This window comes from Streptomyces diversicolor (genome assembly GCF_057537855.1).
The window spans coordinates 51,932-70,795 of the sequence record NZ_BAAJXA010000033.1 but is presented as its reverse complement, the minus strand read 5'-3'; the positions used below and the strand labels follow the sequence as shown (position 1 = coordinate 70,795).

Here is an 18,864-nt window from a genome sequence, read left to right as displayed (position 1 = left end):
CCGCGCGGGCGTGTGGGCGCCCGCGGGAGCAACCGCGCCGCCCTGCGACGGGCCGCCGATGCCGAACCCGGCAACGGCGGCCCGTTGACGTACGACACAACATCTGGGGGTGCCACCACGGCCCGGCACTAGATGTATGCTCATGCTCGCTGTCGCCGCAGGGGAATCCGGTGCGAATCCGGAACTGTCCCGCAACGGTGTACTCATGCGCGTATGCCCGCATACCCGCATGCAGGCTTCAGTCCGAGGACCTGCCGACGGCGCACCCGGCCGTCCGGCCCGGGTGCTCTGACGTCCGGGCCTCGTGGAATGGGCCGGTGGACGCGACGCCGTGCGCGCTCGTGTGCTGCCCCCTGCCCTCTGCAAGGCCCCGTGCCGAGCGAGGGAGAGCCCCACGTGACCATCGCGCCAGCCGACCCGGCTTCAGCCGCCCAGGCGACCGCGGCCCCGGTGGAGACCGACGGCCCCGGTGCCGCGCTGCTGCGGACCCTGACCGAGCTGACCGCCGACCTCCCCGACGCCGACCCCGGCCGGGTCGCCGCCGCCGCGCTGCGCGGCCGGTCCGCGCGGTCCGACGCCGCTGCCACCGCGGAGCTTCGGGAACTGGCCACCGAGGCGGCCGCCGGCCTGATCTCGGAGGACCCCGCCTACTCCCGGCTGGCCGCCCGGCTGCTGACCCTGTCCATCCGCGCCGAGGCCGCCGCACAGGGCGTCACCTCGTTCACCGGGTCGGTCGCCGTGGGGCACCGGGAAGGGCTCATCGCCGACCGCACCGCCGCCTTCGTGCGGCGGCACGCCGAGCGGCTGGACGCGCTGATCGACACCGCGGCGGACGACCGGTTCGGCTACTTCGGGCTGCGCACGCTGCACAGCCGCTATCTGCTCCGGCACCCCCTGACCCGCCAGGTCATCGAGACGCCCCAGCACTTCATGCTGCGCGTGGCCGCCGGCCTCGCCGACGGTGATGCCGACGCCCTCTCCGGGGCAGACCCCACGCACGCCGTGGACGAGGTCGCCGCGCTCTACCGGCTGATGAGCCGCCTCGACTATCTGCCCTCCTCCCCCACGCTCTTCAACTCCGGCACCCGCCACCCGCAGATGTCGTCCTGCTATCTCCTCGACTCCCCCAAGGACGAGCTGGACTCCATCTACGACCGCTACCACCAGGTCGCCCGCCTCTCCAAGCACGCCGGCGGCATCGGCATCGCCTACTCCCGCATCCGCTCCCGCGGTTCGCTGATCCGCGGCACCAACGGGCACTCCAACGGCATCGTGCCCTTCCTGAAGACCCTCGACGCCTCCGTGGCCGCCGTGAACCAGGGCGGCCGGCGCAAGGGGGCCGCGGCGGTCTACCTGGAGACCTGGCACTCGGGCATCGAGGAGTTCCTGGAGCTGCGCGACAACACCGGTGAGGACGCCCGCCGTACGCACAACCTCAACCTCGCCCACTGGATCCCGGACGAGTTCATGCGCCGGGTCGACGCCGACGAGCAGTGGTCACTGTTCTCCCCGTCGGACGTGCCGGAGCTGGTCGACCTGTGGGGCGCGGAGTTCGACGCCGCCTACCGCGCGGCGGAGGCGGCCGGGCTCGCGAAGAAGACCATCCCGGCCCGTGACCTCTACGGCCGTATGATGCGCACCCTCGCGCAGACCGGCAACGGCTGGATGACCTTCAAGGACGCGGCCAACCGCACCGCCAACCAGACGGCCGAGCCGGGCCGTGTCGTGCACTCCTCCAACCTCTGCACGGAGATCCTGGAGGTCACCGACGACGGCGAGACCGCGGTCTGCAACCTGGGCTCGGTCAACCTCGGCGCGTTCGTGAGCGGCGGGGGCATCGACTGGGAGCGGCTGGACGAGACGGTCCGCACCGCCGTGACCTTCCTGGACCGGGTCGTCGACATCAACTTCTATCCGACCGAGCAGGCGGGCCGCTCCAACGCCAGGTGGCGGCCGGTGGGCCTCGGCGTGATGGGCCTCCAGGACGTCTTCTTCAAGCTGCGCCTGCCCTTCGACTCCCCCGAGGCGCGGGCCCTGTCCACCCGGATCGCCGAGCGCATCATGCTCGCCGCCTACGAGGCGTCCGCCGACCTCGCCGAGCGCAACGCGCCGCTGCCCGCCTGGGAGGAGACCCGTACGGCGCGGGGTGTCCTGCACCCCGACCACTACGGCGTCGAGTTCACCTGGCCCGAGCGCTGGGCGGCGCTGCGGGCGCGGATCGCGAGGACCGGCCTGCGCAACAGCCTGCTGCTCGCCGTCGCGCCCACCGCGACCATCGCGTCCATCGCCGGTGTCTACGAGTGCATCGAGCCCCAGGTCTCCAACCTCTTCAAGCGCGAGACCCTGTCCGGTGAATTCCTCCAGGTCAACTCGTACCTGGTGCGGGACCTCAAGGAGCTGGGCGTGTGGGACGCCCGCACCCGCGAGGCGCTGCGCGACGCCAACGGCTCCGTGCAGGACCTCCCGTGGATCCCGGCCGATGTGCGCGCCCTGTACCGCACGGCGTGGGAGATCCCGCAGCGCGGCCTGATCGACATGGCCGCGGCCCGCACGCCCTACCTGGACCAGTCGCAGTCCCTGAACCTGTTCATGGAGACGCCGACCATCGGCAAGCTCTCCTCGATGTACGCCTACGCCTGGAAGCAGGGCCTGAAGACGACGTACTACCTGCGCTCCCGCCCGGCGACCCGCATCGCGCGCGCCGCCCAGGCGCAGCCCCGAGCCACCGTCCCCGTCCAGCAGGCCGCCGACCCCGACGCCGTCGCCTGCTCCCTTGAGAACCCCGAGTCCTGCGAGGCCTGCCAGTGATGTCCCACCGTTCCCAGAACCTTCTCGACCCGGGCTTCGAGCTGACGCTGCGCCCCATGCGCTACCCCGACTTCTACGAGCGCTACCGGGACGCCATCAAGAACACCTGGACCGTGGAGGAGGTCGACCTGCACTCGGACGTCGCCGACCTCGCCAGGCTGACCCCCGCCGAACAGCACCTCATCGGCCGGCTGGTCGCCTTCTTCGCCACGGGCGACTCGATCGTCGCGAACAACCTCGTGCTGACTCTGTACAAGCACATCAACTCCCCCGAAGCGCGGCTGTACCTGAGCCGTCAGCTGTTCGAGGAGGCCGTGCACGTCCAGTTCTATCTGACGCTGCTGGACACCTATCTGCCCGACCCCGAGGACCGTGCGGCGGCGTTCGCGGCGGTGGAGAACATCCCGTCCATCCGGGAGAAGGCCGAGTTCTGCTTCAGGTGGATGGACTCGGTCGAGAACCTGGACCGCCTGGAGTCGAAGGCCGACCGCCGGCGCTTCCTGCTCAATCTGATCTGCTTCGCCGCGTGCATCGAGGGCCTGTTCTTCTACGGCGCCTTCGCATACGTCTACTGGTTCCGCAGCCGGGGCCTGCTGCACGGCCTGGCCACCGGCACCAACTGGGTGTTCCGTGACGAGACGATGCACATGTCCTTCGCCTTCGACGTGGTCGACACCGTCCGCAAGGAGGAGCCGGACCTCTTCGACGATCAGCTGCGCCAGCAGGTCACCGACATGCTCCGGGAGGCCGTCGCGGCGGAGCTGCAGTTCGCGCGCGACCTGTGCGGCGACGGCCTGCCGGGCATGAACACCGACTCGATGCGGCAGTACCTGGAGTGCGTCGCCGACCAGCGCCTGACGCGCCTCGGCTTCGCCCCGGTGTACGGCTCGGAGAACCCCTTCTCCTTCATGGAGCTGCAAGGGGTTCAGGAGTTGACCAACTTCTTCGAGCGGCGTCCGTCGGCGTACCAGGTGGCGGTGGAGGGCACCGTCGACCTGGACGAGGACTTCTGATCCCGCTCCTCGTCCGCCGCCTCCTCGGCCTCCCGTAGCTGTCGGTCGATGCGCCGGTCGCGCACGATGCCCACCACCGACGGGAGGACCAGGAGGACGAGGATCCCGAGGACCGTGAGCATCCCGATCAGACCTTCGATCTGGTTCGTGTTCATGGACACCACTGTCGTCTCTGACACTCCTTACCGGCAGTGGCAGGACTGCCGTACACCCTCGAATTACTGCCAGGAACGAGGCACACTGGCAGCATGTTGAAAAACGTGGCGGCCGTCCTGCTGGACGGCGTGCACCCCTTCGAGCTGGGCGTCCTGTGCGAGGTGTTCGGCCTGGACCGCAGCGACGAGGGGCTGCCGGTGTACGACTTCGCCGTGGTCTCGGCGGAGGGCCCGGCGCTGCGCACCCATGTCGGCGGGCTGACCGTCTCGACGCCGTACGGGCTTGACCGGCTGGCGGAGGCCGACCTGGTCGCGGTGCCGGCCGGCGAGGAGTTCGTCACCCGCGACTTCCCGCCCGACCTGCTGTCGGCCCTGGTGGCGGCGGTGGAGCGCGGGGCGCGGGTGCTCAGCGTCTGCTCCGGGGTGTTCGCGCTCGGCGCCGCCGGGCTGCTCGACGGGCGGCGGTGCAGTGTGCACTGGAGGCAGGCCACGGAGCTGGCCGTGCGCTGTCCGCGCGCGATCATCCAGCCGGACGTGCTCTACGTCGACGACGACCCGGTGATCACCTCCGCGGGCACCGCCTCCGGGATCGACGCCTGTCTGCACATCGTGCGCAAGGAGCAGGGCCCGGAGATCGCCAACAAGATCGCCCGGCGCATGGTGGTGCCGCCGCACCGGGACGGCGGGCAGGCCCAGTACATCGAGCGCCCGCTGCCCAAGGACCGCTGCGACACCGTCGGCGAGGTGCTGGCCTGGATGGAGCGGCACCTGGACCGGGAGGTCACCGTCGAGCAGCTTGCCGCCCGCGCCCATATGGCGCCGCGTACCTTCGCCCGCCGCTTCCAGCAGGAGACCGGCACCACCCCCTACCGCTGGATCCTGCGCCAACGGGTGCTGCTGGCCCAGGAGTTGCTGGAGGGCACGGACGAGACGATGGACGCGATCGCGGCGCGCACCGGGTTCGGCACCGCCGCCGCGCTGCGCCACCAGTTCGTCCGGGCGCTGGGCACCACCCCGCACGCCTACCGGCGCGCGTTCCGCGGCCCCGAAGCCGCCTGACCACGCATCGGACCCACAAGGCGGGCGCCGTCACCGCACGGGTGTGCCAACTGCGGTTGGTCGGCGCCCCGAAGGGGCGCGGGGCTGCATCGATATGCGGCTCCGCCGCGATGGGGGTCCCCCTGTTCGAGCGAAGCCGAGAACGCCGAGAACTTGGCGGAGCGACCAGCCACAACGGCGCCGCAGACGACCGACGGCACAGCGCGGCACTTCCAGCGGAGCGCTCGGCGTCAGTCGTTGGCGACCACGGGGTAGCGCGGCTCGTTCTCGGCCATCTGCCGCAGCGCGTCCTTGCGCTCGCGCTTGGAGAGCCGGTCGATGTACAGGTACCCGTACAGATGGTCGGTCTCGTGCTGCAGACACCGCGCGAAGTAGCCGGTGCCGCGCACCTTGACCGGGTTGCCCCGCTCGTCCTGCCCGGTCACCTCGGCGTAGTCGGGCCGGGCCAGCGGCGCGTACGCGGTCGGCACCGACAGGCAGCCCTCGTTGCTGTCGTCGAGGCGGCGCCGGTCGGCGGGCAGGTCGACGAGCCGGGGGTTGCAGACCACTCCGACGTGCCGTACGCCCGCGTCGTCCTGGCAGTCGTACACGAAGACCTTCAGGTCGACACCGATCTGGTTGGCGGCCAGGCCCACGCCCTCGGCGGTGCGCTGGCTGGCGAACATGTCGGCGATCAGCTGCTGGAGTTCGTCGCCGAACTCGGTGACGTCCGCGCACTCCTTGTGCAGCACCGGATTGCCGACGACCGTGATCGGCCGCGAGGTGCCGCGCTCCCGCCAGGCGGCCTCGCGCTCCTCGGTGTCCTCGGTGTCGATGACGAAGCCCTCGTCGTCCACGGGGAGCACGCCCGCGTGCTGCTGATCGGTGTCCTGCTGCGCCATGACCGACGTATGCCTTCCTGACAAGAACGGGGAGTGGATGAATGGATGCTGATACAGGGTACGGGGAGCGCGCCCCGACCGGCGCGGGGCTGTGTCCGCCGGGCGGCTCCGCCGCTCGGGCCCGACCTGCCGGCCGAACCCGCGGCCGGGCAACGGTTCTTAACAGACCTCTTCGAGATCCCGCCAGTCCCGGGAATCGGGGCTGTCCGCGACCCACCCGTCCAGCAGCCCCCGGACCAGCGACGCCGGGGCGGCGACGCCGCACTCCCGCTCCGGCACCCACAGCTGCCCGTCCGTGCGGTGCCCGAGCGGCCCGGGATGCCCCGGCTCGCTGTGATCGTGCGGATCGAGGTGTTCCCCGTCGCCCTCGTCGGAGGGCATCCGCGACTCGGAGCACATCCGGCACAGCAGCCGCACGGACGACGACCAGTCCTCCGCGGCGAAGCCGGCGTCGGCGGCCAGCTGCTCCAGCGCGTCCCGGTCGGCCTCGCCTGCGGCCTCCAGCAGCACCACCCAGGTGGGCACGGGCGAGGGGGCCCACAACTCGATCTCGTCGAAGACCGGGTAGGCGTGGCCCGCGGCCGTGGTGCGCTCCCCGTGCGGTACGCCGTCGTGCAGCACGACCTCGCCCCAGCGCCGCCCCGAGGAGGGCAGCGGAATGGACAGCACCTCGATGCGCGCCGGGTCGAGCCGCCTGCCCCAGACGACCTCGGCCTCGCCCTCCGGGGACAGCCGTACGGCCGCGCTGCCCAGCTCCATGCCGAGCGGTTCGCCGGTGGCGGTGGCGCCTGACCCGGGCACCTGCAGTCCGTAGGCCTGCCAGGCGCGGTGGGCCAGCGGCCAGTCCTGCAGTGCGGTGGCGGCGATGCCCACGTTCCACCAGTCGGGCGCGCCGGTCTCCCGGTCGAGCAGGGCCACGGCGCGCAGTCCCGCGGCGCGGGCCTGCTCCCAGTCGTGCCGGAACTTGTGCAGCAGGGCGAGGTTGAACCAGGACTCGGACAGCCAGGGCTCCAGGTCGGCGGCGCGTGTCAGCAGCTCGCCCGCGTCCTCGTACCGGCCGTCGCCGATGAGCGTGAACGCCCGGTCGGTGGCCTGCCGCCAGGAGGCGGAGGGCCGGTGCCGTCCCTTGCCGAAGATCCTCACGATTCCCGCCTGCCAGTTCCAGATCCGCACTGTGGGCTGGCTTGTGCCCCCGGACACCCTCTCCCTCGCATCCAACCACGTACGGCGGGAGAGGCGCTCATTACCCATGGGTTACCCAGCCGGGGCCGGGTCAGACCGTCCGGTCCGGCGTCCGCCGCCCCACCCGGGGCGCTCGCGCGCCGCTCCCTGGCCGCCCAGCACCCGCGCAAGGGACTCCACCACCTCGGGCGCGTAGTCCCCGGCGGTGCCCAGCCGCAGCTCCTCCAGGGCCTTGAGCGGGACGCCGGGACCGGCGTCCCGTGTCTTCTCCTCGTACGCGTTCACGGCCCGGATGATCCGCGCGGCCACCGGCTGCTCCCGGTAGGGATCGGCCTGCCGCTCCACGACCACCGCGACCGCCGCGTCCACCCCGGTCTGTCGTACGACGGCCCCGCCGAGCAGCGCGATCCGCCGCTGTTCCGCGGCGGGCAGGGCGGCGGTGGCCCCGGCCGGCACCGGGTCGACCAGGCTCAGCTGGCCGATGTCGTGCATGAGGGCCGCGTACTCCAGGACGGTCAGCTCGGGCGCGGTCAGCCCGAGGTCCCGGCCGACGGCCTGGCTGAGCGCGGCGACCCGGTGGGCGTGTCCGGCCGGGGTGCAGCCGGCCACCTCGGTGGCCCGGGCCAGGGAGGCGATGGTCTGCCGGTAGGTGGCGCGCACGGCGGCGTACCGGCGCAGCGTGAGCTGGGTGAGCAGCAGCGGCAGACAGAACACGGGCAGCGCCCACAGCCCGACGACGCCGACCGCCGGCGCCATCACCGCGCCCGTCGCGGACACCGCGGATCCGATGCCGAGCAGCCCCCGCAGCTCGTCCCGCAGCAGCGGGCCGAACGGCCACCGGGTGCGGGAGTGGGCGAGGGCCGCGGCCAGGACGGCGTCGCACAGGGCGGTGAGCACGAGGAGCGCGAGCAGCAGCACGGCGTGCGCGGAGCCGCCCAGGACTCCGATCAGGCCGTCGCTGTGCAGGGGTTGGAAGCAGACGGCGGCGAAGCCGACGGTGAGGACCCGGCGGGCCAGGTGATCGCGCGTGCGGGTCCGGCCGCACCAGATGCGCGGGGCGCTGCCGAGCAGCGAGGCGGCGAGGACGACGGTGACGACCTGCGCGGCCCGGACGGGTGTTCCCGCGCTCTGGGCCGCATCGAGCGCCTGCGGGGCGGTCGGGTGCGCGGCGCCGTCGCCGAGCAGCGCGTACGACAGCGCGCCGGCCGCGCCGAGCGAGGCGGTCTCCCGGACGTCGGCGCCGGTGACGGTCACGGGTGCGCCCGCCACCCGGGCGGGGCCGGAGGGCCGCGGGACGGTCAGCTCGCCGACGGCTATGAGCACGCCGAAGGCGAGGGCGGTGCCGCGGTCCTCCAGTCCGCTCAGGAGGGTGACGGCGAGGGAGACGGCGGCGAGCAGCGCGGCGCAGGCATGGACGAGCCGCAGCGCGCTCATCGGCGCGCCTCGCGCGGGCCCATGACGGGTTCGGAGGGCGGCACCGGGTACCGCGGCTCGTCGGCGTACCGCGGCTCGTCGGCGGTGACCGCGGGATGCCAGCCGCCCCCACCTGCGGCTTCGCCCGGCCGGGTGCATCCGCGACGCCCCACGGCCCGGACCAGCGCGGCGACCATCCTGGGGTCGAACTGGGCGCCGGCGCAGCGCTCCAGTTCCCTGAGGGCCGTCGGCACCGGGCGGGCCCTGCTGTAGGACCGCGTGGACGTCATCGCGTCGAAGGCGTCGGCGACGGCCACCACCCGGGCGGACTCCGGGATCTGATCGCCCGCCAGCCCGTAGGGGTAACCGCTGCCGTCGAGCCGTTCGTGGTGGTGCAGGATCGCCGCCCGTGCCTCGCCGAGGAAGGAGATCCCGCGGACCATCTCATGGCCGTACTCGGGATGCAGCTCGATCACGCGCCGTTCCTCGGGGGTGAGTGGGCCGTCCTTGCGCAGCAGCCGGGTCGGCACGCCCAGTTTGCCCACGTCGTGCAGGATCCCGGCGAACCGCAGCACCTCGACGCGGTCGTCGTCCAGGCCGAGTTCGCGGGCGATCATCACGGACGCCTGCCCGACCCGCTCGCTGTGGCCGCGGGTGTATCCGTCCTTGATGTCGACGGCCTGCACGAGCGCGCGGATCGTCGCCTGGTGGGCCGCCCGTTCCCGGTGGTACTGCGCGAAGACCCACCAGGACACGCCCATCGGCAGCAGCACGAGCAGCGCGACGACCGGCCCGTGCGGGCTGCGCCACAGCACGGCCATCATCAGTCCGGCCAGTCCGTGCACGGCGATCGGCGCGAGCGAGCGGGGCAGCAGTCCGCGCCAGGCCCGGCGCGCGGGCACCCTTTCGGCCAGGGCCAGGATGCCGCCGTCGAGCGCGGCCAGGACGAGGCAGAAGGCCAGCACGGCGGCGGCGACCGGCACGAGGACGTAGGGGAAGTCGGAGTGCACGACCGCGGCCCGGCCGCCGCACAACCAGTGCACGCGGGCCGCGACGCCCACGGCGAGGGAGGTCTGGGCGGCGCGCCAGATCCGGCGCAGCGCGCGGGGCCGGTCGGCGGGCGACAGCAGGGCGCCGGGCAGGGGGACGAGCGCGGCGGCGGGCGCGGGCAGCAGAAAGACCCCGGCGAGCAGGACGGGGTGGAAGGTGCCTCCGAAGCGGCGCCGGACGATCTGCTCACAGGCCGCGTACACCGCGCAGAGCAGCGCGATCGCCCACCAGGGTGCGTGGGTCCGGGGCAGCGGCAGCACACCGAGCAGGGCCAGGGCGGCGACGCAGGTCACATAGACGCGTGCCCGTGCCGGAACCGCCTCCATGAGCCCTCCCCCGACCATGCCCGTCCTGGCTCCGGAGCCTAGGGCGCGGATCGGGGGGTCCGGGGGCCTGGCCGCCCGGATTAGCACGTTCGGGTGATGACCGGTGAGTCAGCGGCGGGCTCGGACCGCGACCGCGGACAGCACGGACCGCCCGGCCGGTCAGGACTCCTGGGGAGTCGCCGTGATGTCGTGCTCGGGCACGGTCTGGCCGGAGCGGATCAGGTCGATCCGGCCCATGACCTTGGCTCGCAGGTCGATCGGCACGTCGTCATGGCCGCAGCACCGCTTGACCAGCTTCTTCACCGCCTTTTCCAGGCCGTACTTCTCCAGGCACGGCGAGCACTCCTCGAAGTGCTGCTGGAACTTGTCGCGATCGGCCGGCGGCATCTCGCTGTCAAGGAACTCGTAGAGATGGTCGAGTACCTCACTGCAGTCCGTCTCGTGCGGCTCTCCGCAGCTCATGAGCCCGAGCCTTTCGCTTCGTTCGACTCTCCGGCGCCCGCCGGGACCAGCCCGCGCTCGCGTGCGTAGTCCTCCAGCATGCCGCGCAGTTGACGGCGGCCCCTGTGCAGCCGGGACATCACCGTACCGATGGGTGTCCCCATGATGTCCGCGATCTCCTTGTAGGCAAAGCCCTCTACGTCCGCGAGGTAGACGGCGATGCGGAATTCCTCGGGGATCGCCTGCAGCGCTTCCTTGACGTCCGAGTCGGGCAGGTGGTCGAGCGCCTGCGACTCGGCGGAGCGCAGCCCGGTCGACATGTGCGACTCGGCGCGGGCGAGCTGCCAGTCCTCGATCTCCTCGGCCGCGCTGCGCTGCGGCTCGCGCTGCTTCTTGCGGTAGGAGTTGATGAAGGTGTTCGTGAGGATCCGGTACAGCCACGCCTTGAGGTTGGTGCCCTCGCGGAACTGGTGGAAGGACGCGTACGCCTTGGCGTAGGTCTCCTGCACCAGGTCCTCCGCGTCGGCCGGGTTGCGCGTCATGCGCAGCGCGGCCGAGTACATCTGGTCGAGGTATTCGAGCGCGTCCCGCTCGAAGCGCGCGTTGCGTTCCGTGCTGGACTCCGCGCCGACGCCCCGGCCCTCGGGCTGCTCCGCCTGGCCGTTGTCGGTCCCTGCGTCGGTCCCAGTGACCGGACCCACCTCCTCAAGATCGTGGGCAGGACCGAGTCCGGTCCCACTCGAATCGGAGGATAGAACACGACCCGTGCCTGCCGCCGCTCGAATCGGAGCGGTCTTGGCCGCGTGCAGCACCGTCCAGTCCAGGTCGGTGCGGCTGCTGCGGCTCGGGCAAACGGTCGAACCCATGCGGCGGACTCCCTCTCCCACGACGTCGGTGCTGGAGCTTCAGCACTCCTGACCGCTACAACAGCGGGCCGGGGCGCGGCATTCCCGGGGGTCACCCGAGTGACGCGATCCACTCCGCGACGCCGTCGGTGACGATCTCCAGAGCCCGTTCCTGGCCGATCTCCGCGCGCTTGGGCACGGCGAGGCCGTGGTCGCCGCCGGGCACCTCGACGAGCCGGTACGCGCCCGGCGGGAACTCGGCCGGCCTGCCGAAGGGATCGTTGCCGCCCTGCACGACCAGCGTGGGCACGCGCGCCCCGAGCAGTTCCGCGGCCCTGGACTTCTCGGGGCTGCCCGGCGGGTGCAGCGGGAAGCTCAGGGCGAGGACGGCGTGCGCCCCCAGTTCGGCCGCCGTGCGGCAGGCGACCCGGGCCCCGGCGCTGCGCCCGCCGGAGATCACGGGCGGGCCCTGCGCGGTGAGCGCGGGCCAGACCCCGCGCCAGCCGGTGTCGAGGGTCTTCGGGGCCGGGGCGATCTTCCGGCCCGCCACCCGCCAGGGCTGCTCCACCAGGGCCACGGTGACGCCGTGGGCGGGCAGCGCCGCCGCGAGCGCCCGCAGGTCGCGCGCCTCGATGCCGCCGCCCGCTCCGTGGCTCACGGCCAGCACGAACCGGGGCCGCCGTGCCGGGTGCCAGGTGATGCGGGCGTCCCCCGCGTCCGTGGCGATGATCTGTGTGGTCACGTCAGAACAGTGTGCCCGCTTCCGGACCCGCCAGCTCCTTCAGCAGCTCCGGGCCGTTGTTGCGGACGTTGCTGACGGCCGTGGCGACCGGGTAGGCGCGCATCAGGCCCTGCGGGGGCGGCTCCAGCAGCGACCGCAGGTCCTCGACATCGGTGCGGGCCGGATCGAGCCAGGCGTCCCAGCGGTCGGGGGTGAGCATCAGCGGCATCCGCGGGTGGATCTCGGCGAGGCTGTGCGGGCCCTCGGCGGGTGCCACGGCCAGCGGGGTGGTCTCCGCCTCGGTGGTGATCACCGAGCAGGTCGCCCACCAGGCCCGCGGATGGTCGTCGGGCAGGGTACGGTCCCGCCAGAACTCGTACAGGCCCGCCATCGCGAAGACCGAGCCGTCGGCGGGCAGCACGAAGTACGGCTGCTTGCGCGGCCGCTTCTTGCGGCCATCGACCTCCAGGTCCCGCTCCTGTGCGCCGGTCACCCACTCGTAGTAGCCGTCGGCGGGCAGGATGCAGCGCCGGGCGGCGAAGGCACGGCGGTACGACGGCTTCTCGTGCACGGTCTCCGCGCGGGCGTTGATCATCCGGGCCGCGCCCTCGGGCGACTTGGCCCAGGACGGCACAAGCCCCCACTTCAGCCTGCGCAGCTGCCGAACCGGACGCGGATCGCCCGCGTCTTTCACCGGACGGTCGAGTACGGCGTAGACCTCCTTGGTGGGCGCCACGTTGTAGTCGGCCTCAAAGCCCTCCTCAAAGCTCTCCTCCGGCTCCCTCCCCCGAGCGCTCGACTCCGCTCGGACAGGGGGGACCCCCATCTCCACTTCAAAGATTCCCGCGAGATCCTCGGGCCTACGACTCGCTGCATACCGTCCGCACATGCGTGCCACACTGCCAGGCCCGGCCGCCGCCCGGCCACCGGCTGCGCCCGCCCGACCCGACCGGCCCATACGAGCCCCGACCCGAGGGAGCGACGCACTCCATGGACAGCACCGCATCGACCGCGCTGCCCGACCTCTGGGACCGGCTGTGGGGCACCCAGCCAGGACCGGACCAGTGGGTGGTGCTGATCACCCTGACCGCGGCCCTCGCCGTGGTCGTCCCGCACGGGCTGTGGCGCGTCTCACGCAACGCCATCACCATCGCGCACGAGGGCGGTCACGGCCTGGTGGCCCTGCTCACCGGCCGGCAGCTCACCGGCATACGCCTGCACTCCGACACCAGCGGCCTGACCCTCAGCCGGGGCAAGCCGCACGGCCTCGGCATGATCCTCACCGCCGCCGCGGGCTACACCGCGCCGCCGCTGCTGGGCCTGGGCGGGGCCGCGCTGCTGGCCGCCGGGCGCCTGACGCTGCTGCTCTGGCTGGCCACCGCCCTGCTCGTCGCGATGCTGGTGATGATCCGCAACGCCTACGGGGTGCTGACCGTGTTCCTCACCGGCGGCACCTTCCTGCTGGTGTCCTGGCTGGCCGGTGCGCAGGTGCAGGCGGCGTTCGGGTACGCGGTGGTGTGGTTCCTGCTGCTGGGCGGGGTGCGGCCGGCCTTCGAACTGCAGGCCAAGCGGGCGCGGGGCGGAGCGGGCGACTCCGACGCGGACCAGCTGTCGCGGCTGACCCATGTGCCGGCGTGGCTGTGGCTGTTCCTGTTCCACACGGTGTCGCTGTGCTCGCTGATCGGCGGGGGACGGTGGCTGCTGGCGGCGTGAGGGCACGCCTCGATGTGACGCGGCCCCGAAGGGACGCGCGTCACACGGGCGCGGGGAACTGCGCGCCCAGCCCCACGGCGCCGCACCGTACGACGCAACGCACCCCGCACAGCGCCGCCCGAAAGCGCGCGCCCGCACCCGGCGACCCCCGCCCACTAAAGTGGGGCCATGGCCCCGAACAACGCGCACACCGCCCTCTGGCCCGCCCCGCACGCGAGCGGAGCCGTCGACGCGACGGTCCACGTGCCCGGGTCCAAGTCCGTCACCAACCGCGCCCTCGTGCTCGCCGCCCTCGCCTCCGAACCGGGCTGGCTGCGCCGCCCCCTGCGCTCCCGTGACACGCTGCTGATGGCGGGCGCCCTGCGGGCCATGGGCGTCGGCATCGAGGAGGGCGTCGGCCCGGACGGCTCCGGCGAGGCATGGCGGGTGCTGCCCACGGGCCTGCGCGGCCCGGCCTCCGTCGACGTCGGCAACGCGGGCACCGTCATGCGCTTCCTGCCGCCCGTCGCCACGCTGGCCGACGGCCCGGTCCGCTTCGACGGCGACCCCAGGTCGTACGAGCGCCCCCTGCACGGCGTGATCGACGCCCTGCGCGCGCTGGGCGCCCGGATCGACGACGACGGCCGCGGCGCGCTGCCGCTGACCGTGCACGGCGGCGGCGCCCTTGAGGGCGGTCCGGTGTCGGTCGACGCCTCGTCGTCGTCGCAGTTCGTCTCGGCGCTGCTGCTGTCCGGGCCGCGGTTCAACCAGGGCGTCGAGGTCCGCCACACCGGCGCCTCGCTGCCCTCCCTGCCGCACATCCGGATGACCGTCGACATGCTGCGCGCGGTCGGCGCCCAGGTCGACACCCCGGAGTCGGGCGGCGAGCCGAACGTCTGGCGGGTCACGCCGGGTGCCCTGCTGGGCCGCGACCTGACCATCGAGCCCGACCTGTCGAACGCTCAGCCCTTCCTGGCCGCGGCCCTCGTCACCGGCGGCAAGGTGCTCGTCCCGGACTGGCCGGCCCGCACCACCCAGCCGGGTGACCGGCTGCGCGAGATCTTCACCGAGATGGGCGGCTCCTGCACGCTGACCGAGTACGGCCTGGAGTTCACCGGCTCCGGCGCGGTCCACGGCATCGACGTGGACCTGGGCGACGTGGGCGAGCTGACCCCGGGCATCGCGGCGGTCGCCGCGCTCGCGGACTCCCCGTCGACCCTGCGCGGCGTGTCCCATCTGCGGCTGCACGAGACGGACCGGCTGGCCGCGCTCACCAAGGAGATCAACGAACTGGGCGGCGATGTGACCGAGACCGCCGACGGCCTGCACATCCGCCCGCGCGCGCTGCACGGCGGGGTCTTCCACACGTACGAGGACCACCGCATGGCGACGGCCGGCGCCGTCATCGGCCTGGCGGTCGCGGGCGTGCGGATCGAGAACGTGGCGACCACCGCCAAGACCCTGCCGGACTTCCCCGAACTGTGGGCCGGGATGCTCGGGAACTGACGGGCGGACCGGGATCATGCGCCGCTACGGCAAGCACACCGACGAGGACGACATCCGCACCCGCCCGAACCGCAAGGGCAACCGGCCCCGTACGAACATCCGGCCCAAGCACGAGGACGCCGCCGAAGGCATGGTCCTCACGGTGGACCGGGGCCGGCTGACCTGCCTCGTCGACGGCCGTACGGTCCTCGCGATGAAGGCACGCGAGCTGGGCCGCAAGGCGGCCGTCGTGGGCGACCGGGTGGCGCTGGTCGGTGATCTGTCCGGGCGCAAGGACACGCTCGCGCGGATCGTCCGCATCGCGGAGCGCACATCGGTGCTGCGCCGCACCGCGGACGACGACCCCTACGAGCGGGTGGTCGTCGCCAACGCCGACCAGCTCGCCATCGTCACCGCCCTCGCCGACCCCGAGCCGCGCCCCCGGCTGATCGACCGCTGCCTGGTCGCCGCCTACGACGGCGGTCTCGACCCGCTGCTGGTGCTGACCAAGTCGGACCTCGCCCCGCCCGACAAGCTCCTGGAGCTCTACGGCGACCTGGACATCCCGTATGTCGTCACCAGCCGCGCGGAACTGGCGGACGGCGCCGCCGCCGACCGGGTGCGGGAGCAGCTGGCGGGCAAGGTCACCGCGTTCGTGGGGCACTCGGGCGTCGGCAAGACGACCCTGGTCAACGCGCTGGTACCGGAGGACCGCCGACGTACGACGGGCCATGTCAACGCGGTGACGGGCCGCGGCCGGCACACCACCACGTCGGCGCTCGCGCTGCCGCTGGGCGACATGGCCGGCTGGGTCGTCGACACCCCGGGCGTTCGCTCCTTCGGCCTCGCCCACATCGATCCTTCCCGGGTGATCCACGCCTTCCCGGATCTGGAGCCCGGCACCGCGGGCTGCCCGCGCGCCTGCAGCCACGACGAGCCGGACTGCGCGCTGGACGCCTGGGTGGCCGAGGGACACGCGGACCCGGCGCGCCTGTACTCTTTGCGCCGGTTGCTGGCCACGCGGGAACGCAGGGAAGGCGACTGACCTCAGCGGTGTTTGCGGGGCCGCGGGCCTGGCAAGTGCATAATCGCACCGAGCCGGACAGCACCGAGCCGGACATACGGGAGGACAGCACATGGCGTGGCTGCTGGTCGTGGTGGCCGGACTGCTCGAAACCGGCTTCGCGGTCTGCCTGAAGCTGTCGCACGGTTTCACCCGGCTGTGGCCGACCATCGCGTTCGCGTGCTTCGCCCTCGGCAGCTTCGGCCTGCTGACCCTGTCCCTGCGGAAGCTGGACGTGGGTCCCGCCTACGCCGTGTGGACCGGCATCGGCGCTGCGGGCACCGCGATCTACGGCATGGTCTTCCTGGGCGACCTGGTGTCGACGCTGAAGATCGTCTCGATCAGCCTGGTCATCATCGGCGTGATCGGCCTCCAGCTGTCCGGCTCGGCCCACTAGCCGGACCGTGCGCCGGGGACGGCTCACGACGGCGCGGGCGGTGGTTCACACCGGCTGGTGGTGCAGTGCCGCACGGACCAGGTCGGCGATCTGGCCCTCCGCGGGCGGCGCGGCCACACACGAGAGCGCCAGCCGCGCCACCACCTCGCAGGCACGGGCCAGCTCCCCGCCGGCGCCAGGACCGGCCAGGGCCGTGAGCGCCCGGTCCCGCACCATCCGCACGAGATCGCCCGGCGACGGCAGCGGCCCGTCCGCCCGGCGCTGCGCCGGTACGGCCGAGGACGACGCCACGGCGGACAACGGCGGCGCGGGCAGTCGCTCGCTCCAGCAGCCGGTGAGCATGGCGCGCACGATCGGGTTGTCACGGGCCACGGCGGCGGTCCACTCGGCGGTGGCGGTCAGCCGCTCGTGCGGTTCGACGCCGTCGGCCAGGGCCCGCTCGACCCCCGCGAGATAGCCGTCGGCCTCCCGGCGCACCAGCGCCCGGGCGAGCCCGTCCTTGCTGCCGAACTCGTTGTAGAGGGTCTGCCGGGACACCCCGGCCGCCGCGGCCACGTCCACCATCCGCACGGCGGGCCACGGCCGCAGCGCGAGCGCGGTGCAGGCGGCGTCCAGCAGGGATTCCCGGGCAGCAGGCATCGTCGCCTCCCTGGGGTGAGCGGCTCTGCGCCCAGGTTTGACGCGCCCCCGTGCACTGTCAAGGGTTCGCGTGGCAGGCGCGTCCCGGCGGGGGCGGTTGTGCGCCATGCCGTGGCCGAGGCGGCTGCGCCCGGGCGGTGCCCTCGCGGCGCGGCCCCCGCTGGCCGCGCCGCGACCGGGCCGGATACGGTGCATCACATGCCCGACTACCTCGACGACCTCCGCCTCGCCCACGTCCTCGCGGACGCGGCCGACGCCGCGACGACGTCCCGCTTCAAGGCCCTCGACCTCAAGGTGGAGACCAAGCCGGACATGACCCCGGTGAGCGAGGCGGACAAGGCCGCCGAGGAGCTGATCCGCGGCCAGCTCCAGCGCGCCAGGCCCCGCGACGCGATCCTCGGTGAGGAGTACGGCATCGAGGGGACCGGCCCGCGCCGCTGGGTGATCGACCCGATCGACGGCACCAAGAACTATGTGCGGGGCGTGCCGGTCTGGGCCACGCTGATCGCGCTGATGGAGGCGGCCGAGGGCGGCTACCGGCCCGTCGTCGGCGTGGTCTCCGCCCCGGCCCTGGGCCGCCGCTGGTGGGCCGCGCGGGGCCACGGCGCCTTCACCGGCCGCAGCCTGTCCTCCGCGACCCGCATCCATGTCTCCCGGGTCTCGGAGCCGGCGGACGCGTCCTTCGCGTACTCCTCGCTGTCCGGCTGGGAGGAGCGGGGCCGGCTCGGCGGCTTCCTCGACCTCACCCGCGCGGTGTGGCGCACGCGCGCGTACGGCGATTTCTGGCCCTACATGATGGTCGCCGAGGGGTCGGTGGACTTCTGTGCCGAGCCCGAGCTGTCCCTGTGGGACATGGCGGCGCCGGCGATCGTCGTCACGGAGGCCGGCGGCACCTTCACGGGCCTCGACGGCCGCCCCGGCCCGCACGGCGGCGACGCCGCCGCGTCCAACGGGCTGCTCCACGACCGGTTGCTGGGGTATCTCAACGGGCGCTACTGAGAAGCACGAGGTGCCTGCGCACGCCCTCGGTCAGCTGCACGCGCCCCCTTGTTGACTCGTGCTTTGCCTGCGACTCTGAAAGTCCCCCCATTTGTGAATTTGTGAAACCGGGAACTATCGATCCACCGACGCGATCGATCCATCGATCCGCCGACCTGTCGACTCATCGACCTGTCGATCCATCGATCGGCACGACGGGCCGGTCGGCCACTGCGTCACCAGGTCAGCGTCGCCAGATCACCGCGTCGTCCCGATCCGCCCGGGTTCCTCGGAGGATTCTCCCTAGGAGGTGGCTCCCAGCCATGCTCGTCCGTGACGCCATGAGCACGGTGGTCCTCACCGTCGGCCCCGCACACACCCTCCGCCAAGCAGCCACCCTGATGTCCGCCCGCCGCGTGGGCGCCGCCATCGTCCTCGATCCCGACGCCGGCGGCATCGGCATCCTCACCGAGCGCGACATCCTCAACTCCGTGGGCCTCGGCCAGAACCCGGACACGGAACGCGCCCACGCGCACACCACCGACAACGTCGTGTTCGCCACGCCGACCTGGACCCTGGAGGAGGCGGCCCGCGCCATGGCGCACGGCGGCTTCCGCCATCTGATCGTCCTGGACCACGGCGAGCCCGTGGGCATCGTCTCGGTCCGCGACATCATCCGCTGCTGGGCTCCGCTGCGGCAGCGGGTGCCGGCCTGA

19 protein-coding genes and 1 riboswitch are annotated in these 18,864 nt (G+C 72.8%); of the genes, 9 read left to right on the top strand and 10 right to left on the bottom strand.

The window, feature by feature from the left end:
* The first annotated feature begins 101 nt into the window (after positions 1-101).
* Positions 102-273, top strand: a riboswitch (cobalamin riboswitch).
* Between the two features lie 123 nt (positions 274-396).
* Entirely contained in the window at positions 397-2,808 is a 2,412-nt protein-coding gene (locus AC27LF_RS32205) for a ribonucleoside-diphosphate reductase subunit alpha (RefSeq protein ID WP_479656190.1), read from the top strand.
* The gene (locus AC27LF_RS32200; protein WP_479656191.1) at positions 2,808-3,821 is read left to right on the top strand and encodes a ribonucleotide-diphosphate reductase subunit beta; all 1,014 of its coding nucleotides are present in this window, start codon (positions 2,808-2,810) and stop codon (positions 3,819-3,821) included. The genes AC27LF_RS32205 and AC27LF_RS32200 overlap by 1 nt, the downstream gene beginning before the upstream one ends.
* Here the strand turns inward: AC27LF_RS32200 and AC27LF_RS32195 are convergent.
* Positions 3,734-3,976 (bottom strand): hypothetical protein, encoded by a 243-nt coding sequence (locus AC27LF_RS32195; protein ID WP_479656192.1) that lies wholly within the window; start codon positions 3,974-3,976, stop codon positions 3,734-3,736. The two genes, AC27LF_RS32200 and AC27LF_RS32195, sit on opposite strands and share 88 nt — an antisense overlap.
* 93 nt (positions 3,977-4,069) lie before the next feature.
* Here AC27LF_RS32195 and AC27LF_RS32190 point away from each other — a divergent pair, with 93 nt between their 5' ends.
* On the top strand, positions 4,070-5,035 hold the full coding sequence (locus AC27LF_RS32190; protein ID WP_479656193.1) for a helix-turn-helix domain-containing protein: 966 nt from the start codon (positions 4,070-4,072) through the stop codon (positions 5,033-5,035).
* 230 nt (positions 5,036-5,265) lie between these two features.
* Here AC27LF_RS32190 and def read toward each other — a convergent pair whose 3' ends face one another.
* From def to AC27LF_RS32150, 8 genes are all read right to left on the bottom strand, one after another.
* A complete protein-coding gene (gene def / locus AC27LF_RS32185) occupies positions 5,266-5,916 on the bottom strand; it encodes a peptide deformylase (RefSeq protein WP_479656194.1) in 651 nt (216 codons plus the stop codon).
* Positions 5,917-6,075: 159 nt separating this feature from the next.
* Positions 6,076-7,059, bottom strand: a complete 984-nt coding sequence (locus AC27LF_RS32180; RefSeq protein ID WP_479656369.1) for a tetratricopeptide repeat protein — start codon at positions 7,057-7,059, stop codon at positions 6,076-6,078.
* Positions 7,060-7,170: 111 nt separating this feature from the next.
* A complete protein-coding gene (locus AC27LF_RS32175; RefSeq protein WP_479656195.1) occupies positions 7,171-8,532 on the bottom strand; it encodes an HD-GYP domain-containing protein in 1,362 nt (453 codons plus the stop codon).
* Complete coding sequence (locus AC27LF_RS32170; protein WP_479656196.1) at positions 8,529-9,887, bottom strand: HD-GYP domain-containing protein; 1,359 nt, start codon at positions 9,885-9,887, stop codon at positions 8,529-8,531. The genes AC27LF_RS32175 and AC27LF_RS32170 overlap by 4 nt, the downstream gene beginning before the upstream one ends.
* A 159-nt stretch (positions 9,888-10,046) precedes the next feature.
* A complete protein-coding gene (gene rsrA, locus AC27LF_RS32165) occupies positions 10,047-10,349 on the bottom strand; it encodes a mycothiol system anti-sigma-R factor (protein WP_479656197.1) in 303 nt (100 codons plus the stop codon).
* Positions 10,346-11,029 (bottom strand): RNA polymerase sigma factor SigR, encoded by a 684-nt coding sequence (sigR, locus tag AC27LF_RS32160; RefSeq protein WP_404024747.1) that lies wholly within the window; start codon positions 11,027-11,029, stop codon positions 10,346-10,348. Before sigR ends, rsrA begins: the two co-directional genes overlap by 4 nt.
* Before the next feature lie 256 nt (positions 11,030-11,285).
* Positions 11,286-11,915 (bottom strand): alpha/beta hydrolase family protein, encoded by a 630-nt coding sequence (locus AC27LF_RS32155; RefSeq protein WP_479656198.1) that lies wholly within the window; start codon positions 11,913-11,915, stop codon positions 11,286-11,288.
* Position 11,916: 1 nt separating this feature from the next.
* On the bottom strand, positions 11,917-12,783 hold the full coding sequence (locus AC27LF_RS32150; RefSeq protein WP_479656199.1) for an SOS response-associated peptidase: 867 nt from the start codon (positions 12,781-12,783) through the stop codon (positions 11,917-11,919).
* 101 nt (positions 12,784-12,884) lie between these two features.
* Between AC27LF_RS32150 and AC27LF_RS32145 the strand changes: the two genes are divergently transcribed.
* The 4 genes from AC27LF_RS32145 (at position 12,885) to AC27LF_RS32130 (ending at position 16,531) form a co-directional block, all read left to right on the top strand.
* A complete protein-coding gene (locus AC27LF_RS32145; protein ID WP_479656200.1) occupies positions 12,885-13,607 on the top strand; it encodes a M50 family metallopeptidase in 723 nt (240 codons plus the stop codon).
* Between the two features lie 168 nt (positions 13,608-13,775).
* Complete coding sequence (gene aroA / locus AC27LF_RS32140; protein WP_479656201.1) at positions 13,776-15,092, top strand: 3-phosphoshikimate 1-carboxyvinyltransferase; 1,317 nt, start codon at positions 13,776-13,778, stop codon at positions 15,090-15,092.
* A gap of 16 nt (positions 15,093-15,108) precedes the next feature.
* Positions 15,109-16,116, top strand: a complete 1,008-nt coding sequence (rsgA, locus tag AC27LF_RS32135; protein ID WP_479656202.1) for a ribosome small subunit-dependent GTPase A — start codon at positions 15,109-15,111, stop codon at positions 16,114-16,116.
* Positions 16,117-16,207: 91 nt separating this feature from the next.
* A complete protein-coding gene (locus AC27LF_RS32130) occupies positions 16,208-16,531 on the top strand; it encodes a DMT family transporter (protein ID WP_351729443.1) in 324 nt (107 codons plus the stop codon).
* Between the two features lie 45 nt (positions 16,532-16,576).
* On the opposite strand, the gene AC27LF_RS32125 is transcribed toward AC27LF_RS32130, so the two are convergent.
* Positions 16,577-17,170, bottom strand: a complete 594-nt coding sequence (locus tag AC27LF_RS32125) for a TetR/AcrR family transcriptional regulator (RefSeq protein ID WP_479656203.1) — start codon at positions 17,168-17,170, stop codon at positions 16,577-16,579.
* 198 nt (positions 17,171-17,368) lie between these two features.
* Between AC27LF_RS32125 and hisN the strand changes: the two genes are divergently transcribed.
* A complete protein-coding gene (gene hisN, locus AC27LF_RS32120) occupies positions 17,369-18,169 on the top strand; it encodes a histidinol-phosphatase (RefSeq protein WP_479656204.1) in 801 nt (266 codons plus the stop codon).
* 302 nt (positions 18,170-18,471) lie between these two features.
* Entirely contained in the window at positions 18,472-18,864 is a 393-nt protein-coding gene (locus tag AC27LF_RS32115) for a CBS domain-containing protein (RefSeq protein ID WP_479656205.1), read from the top strand.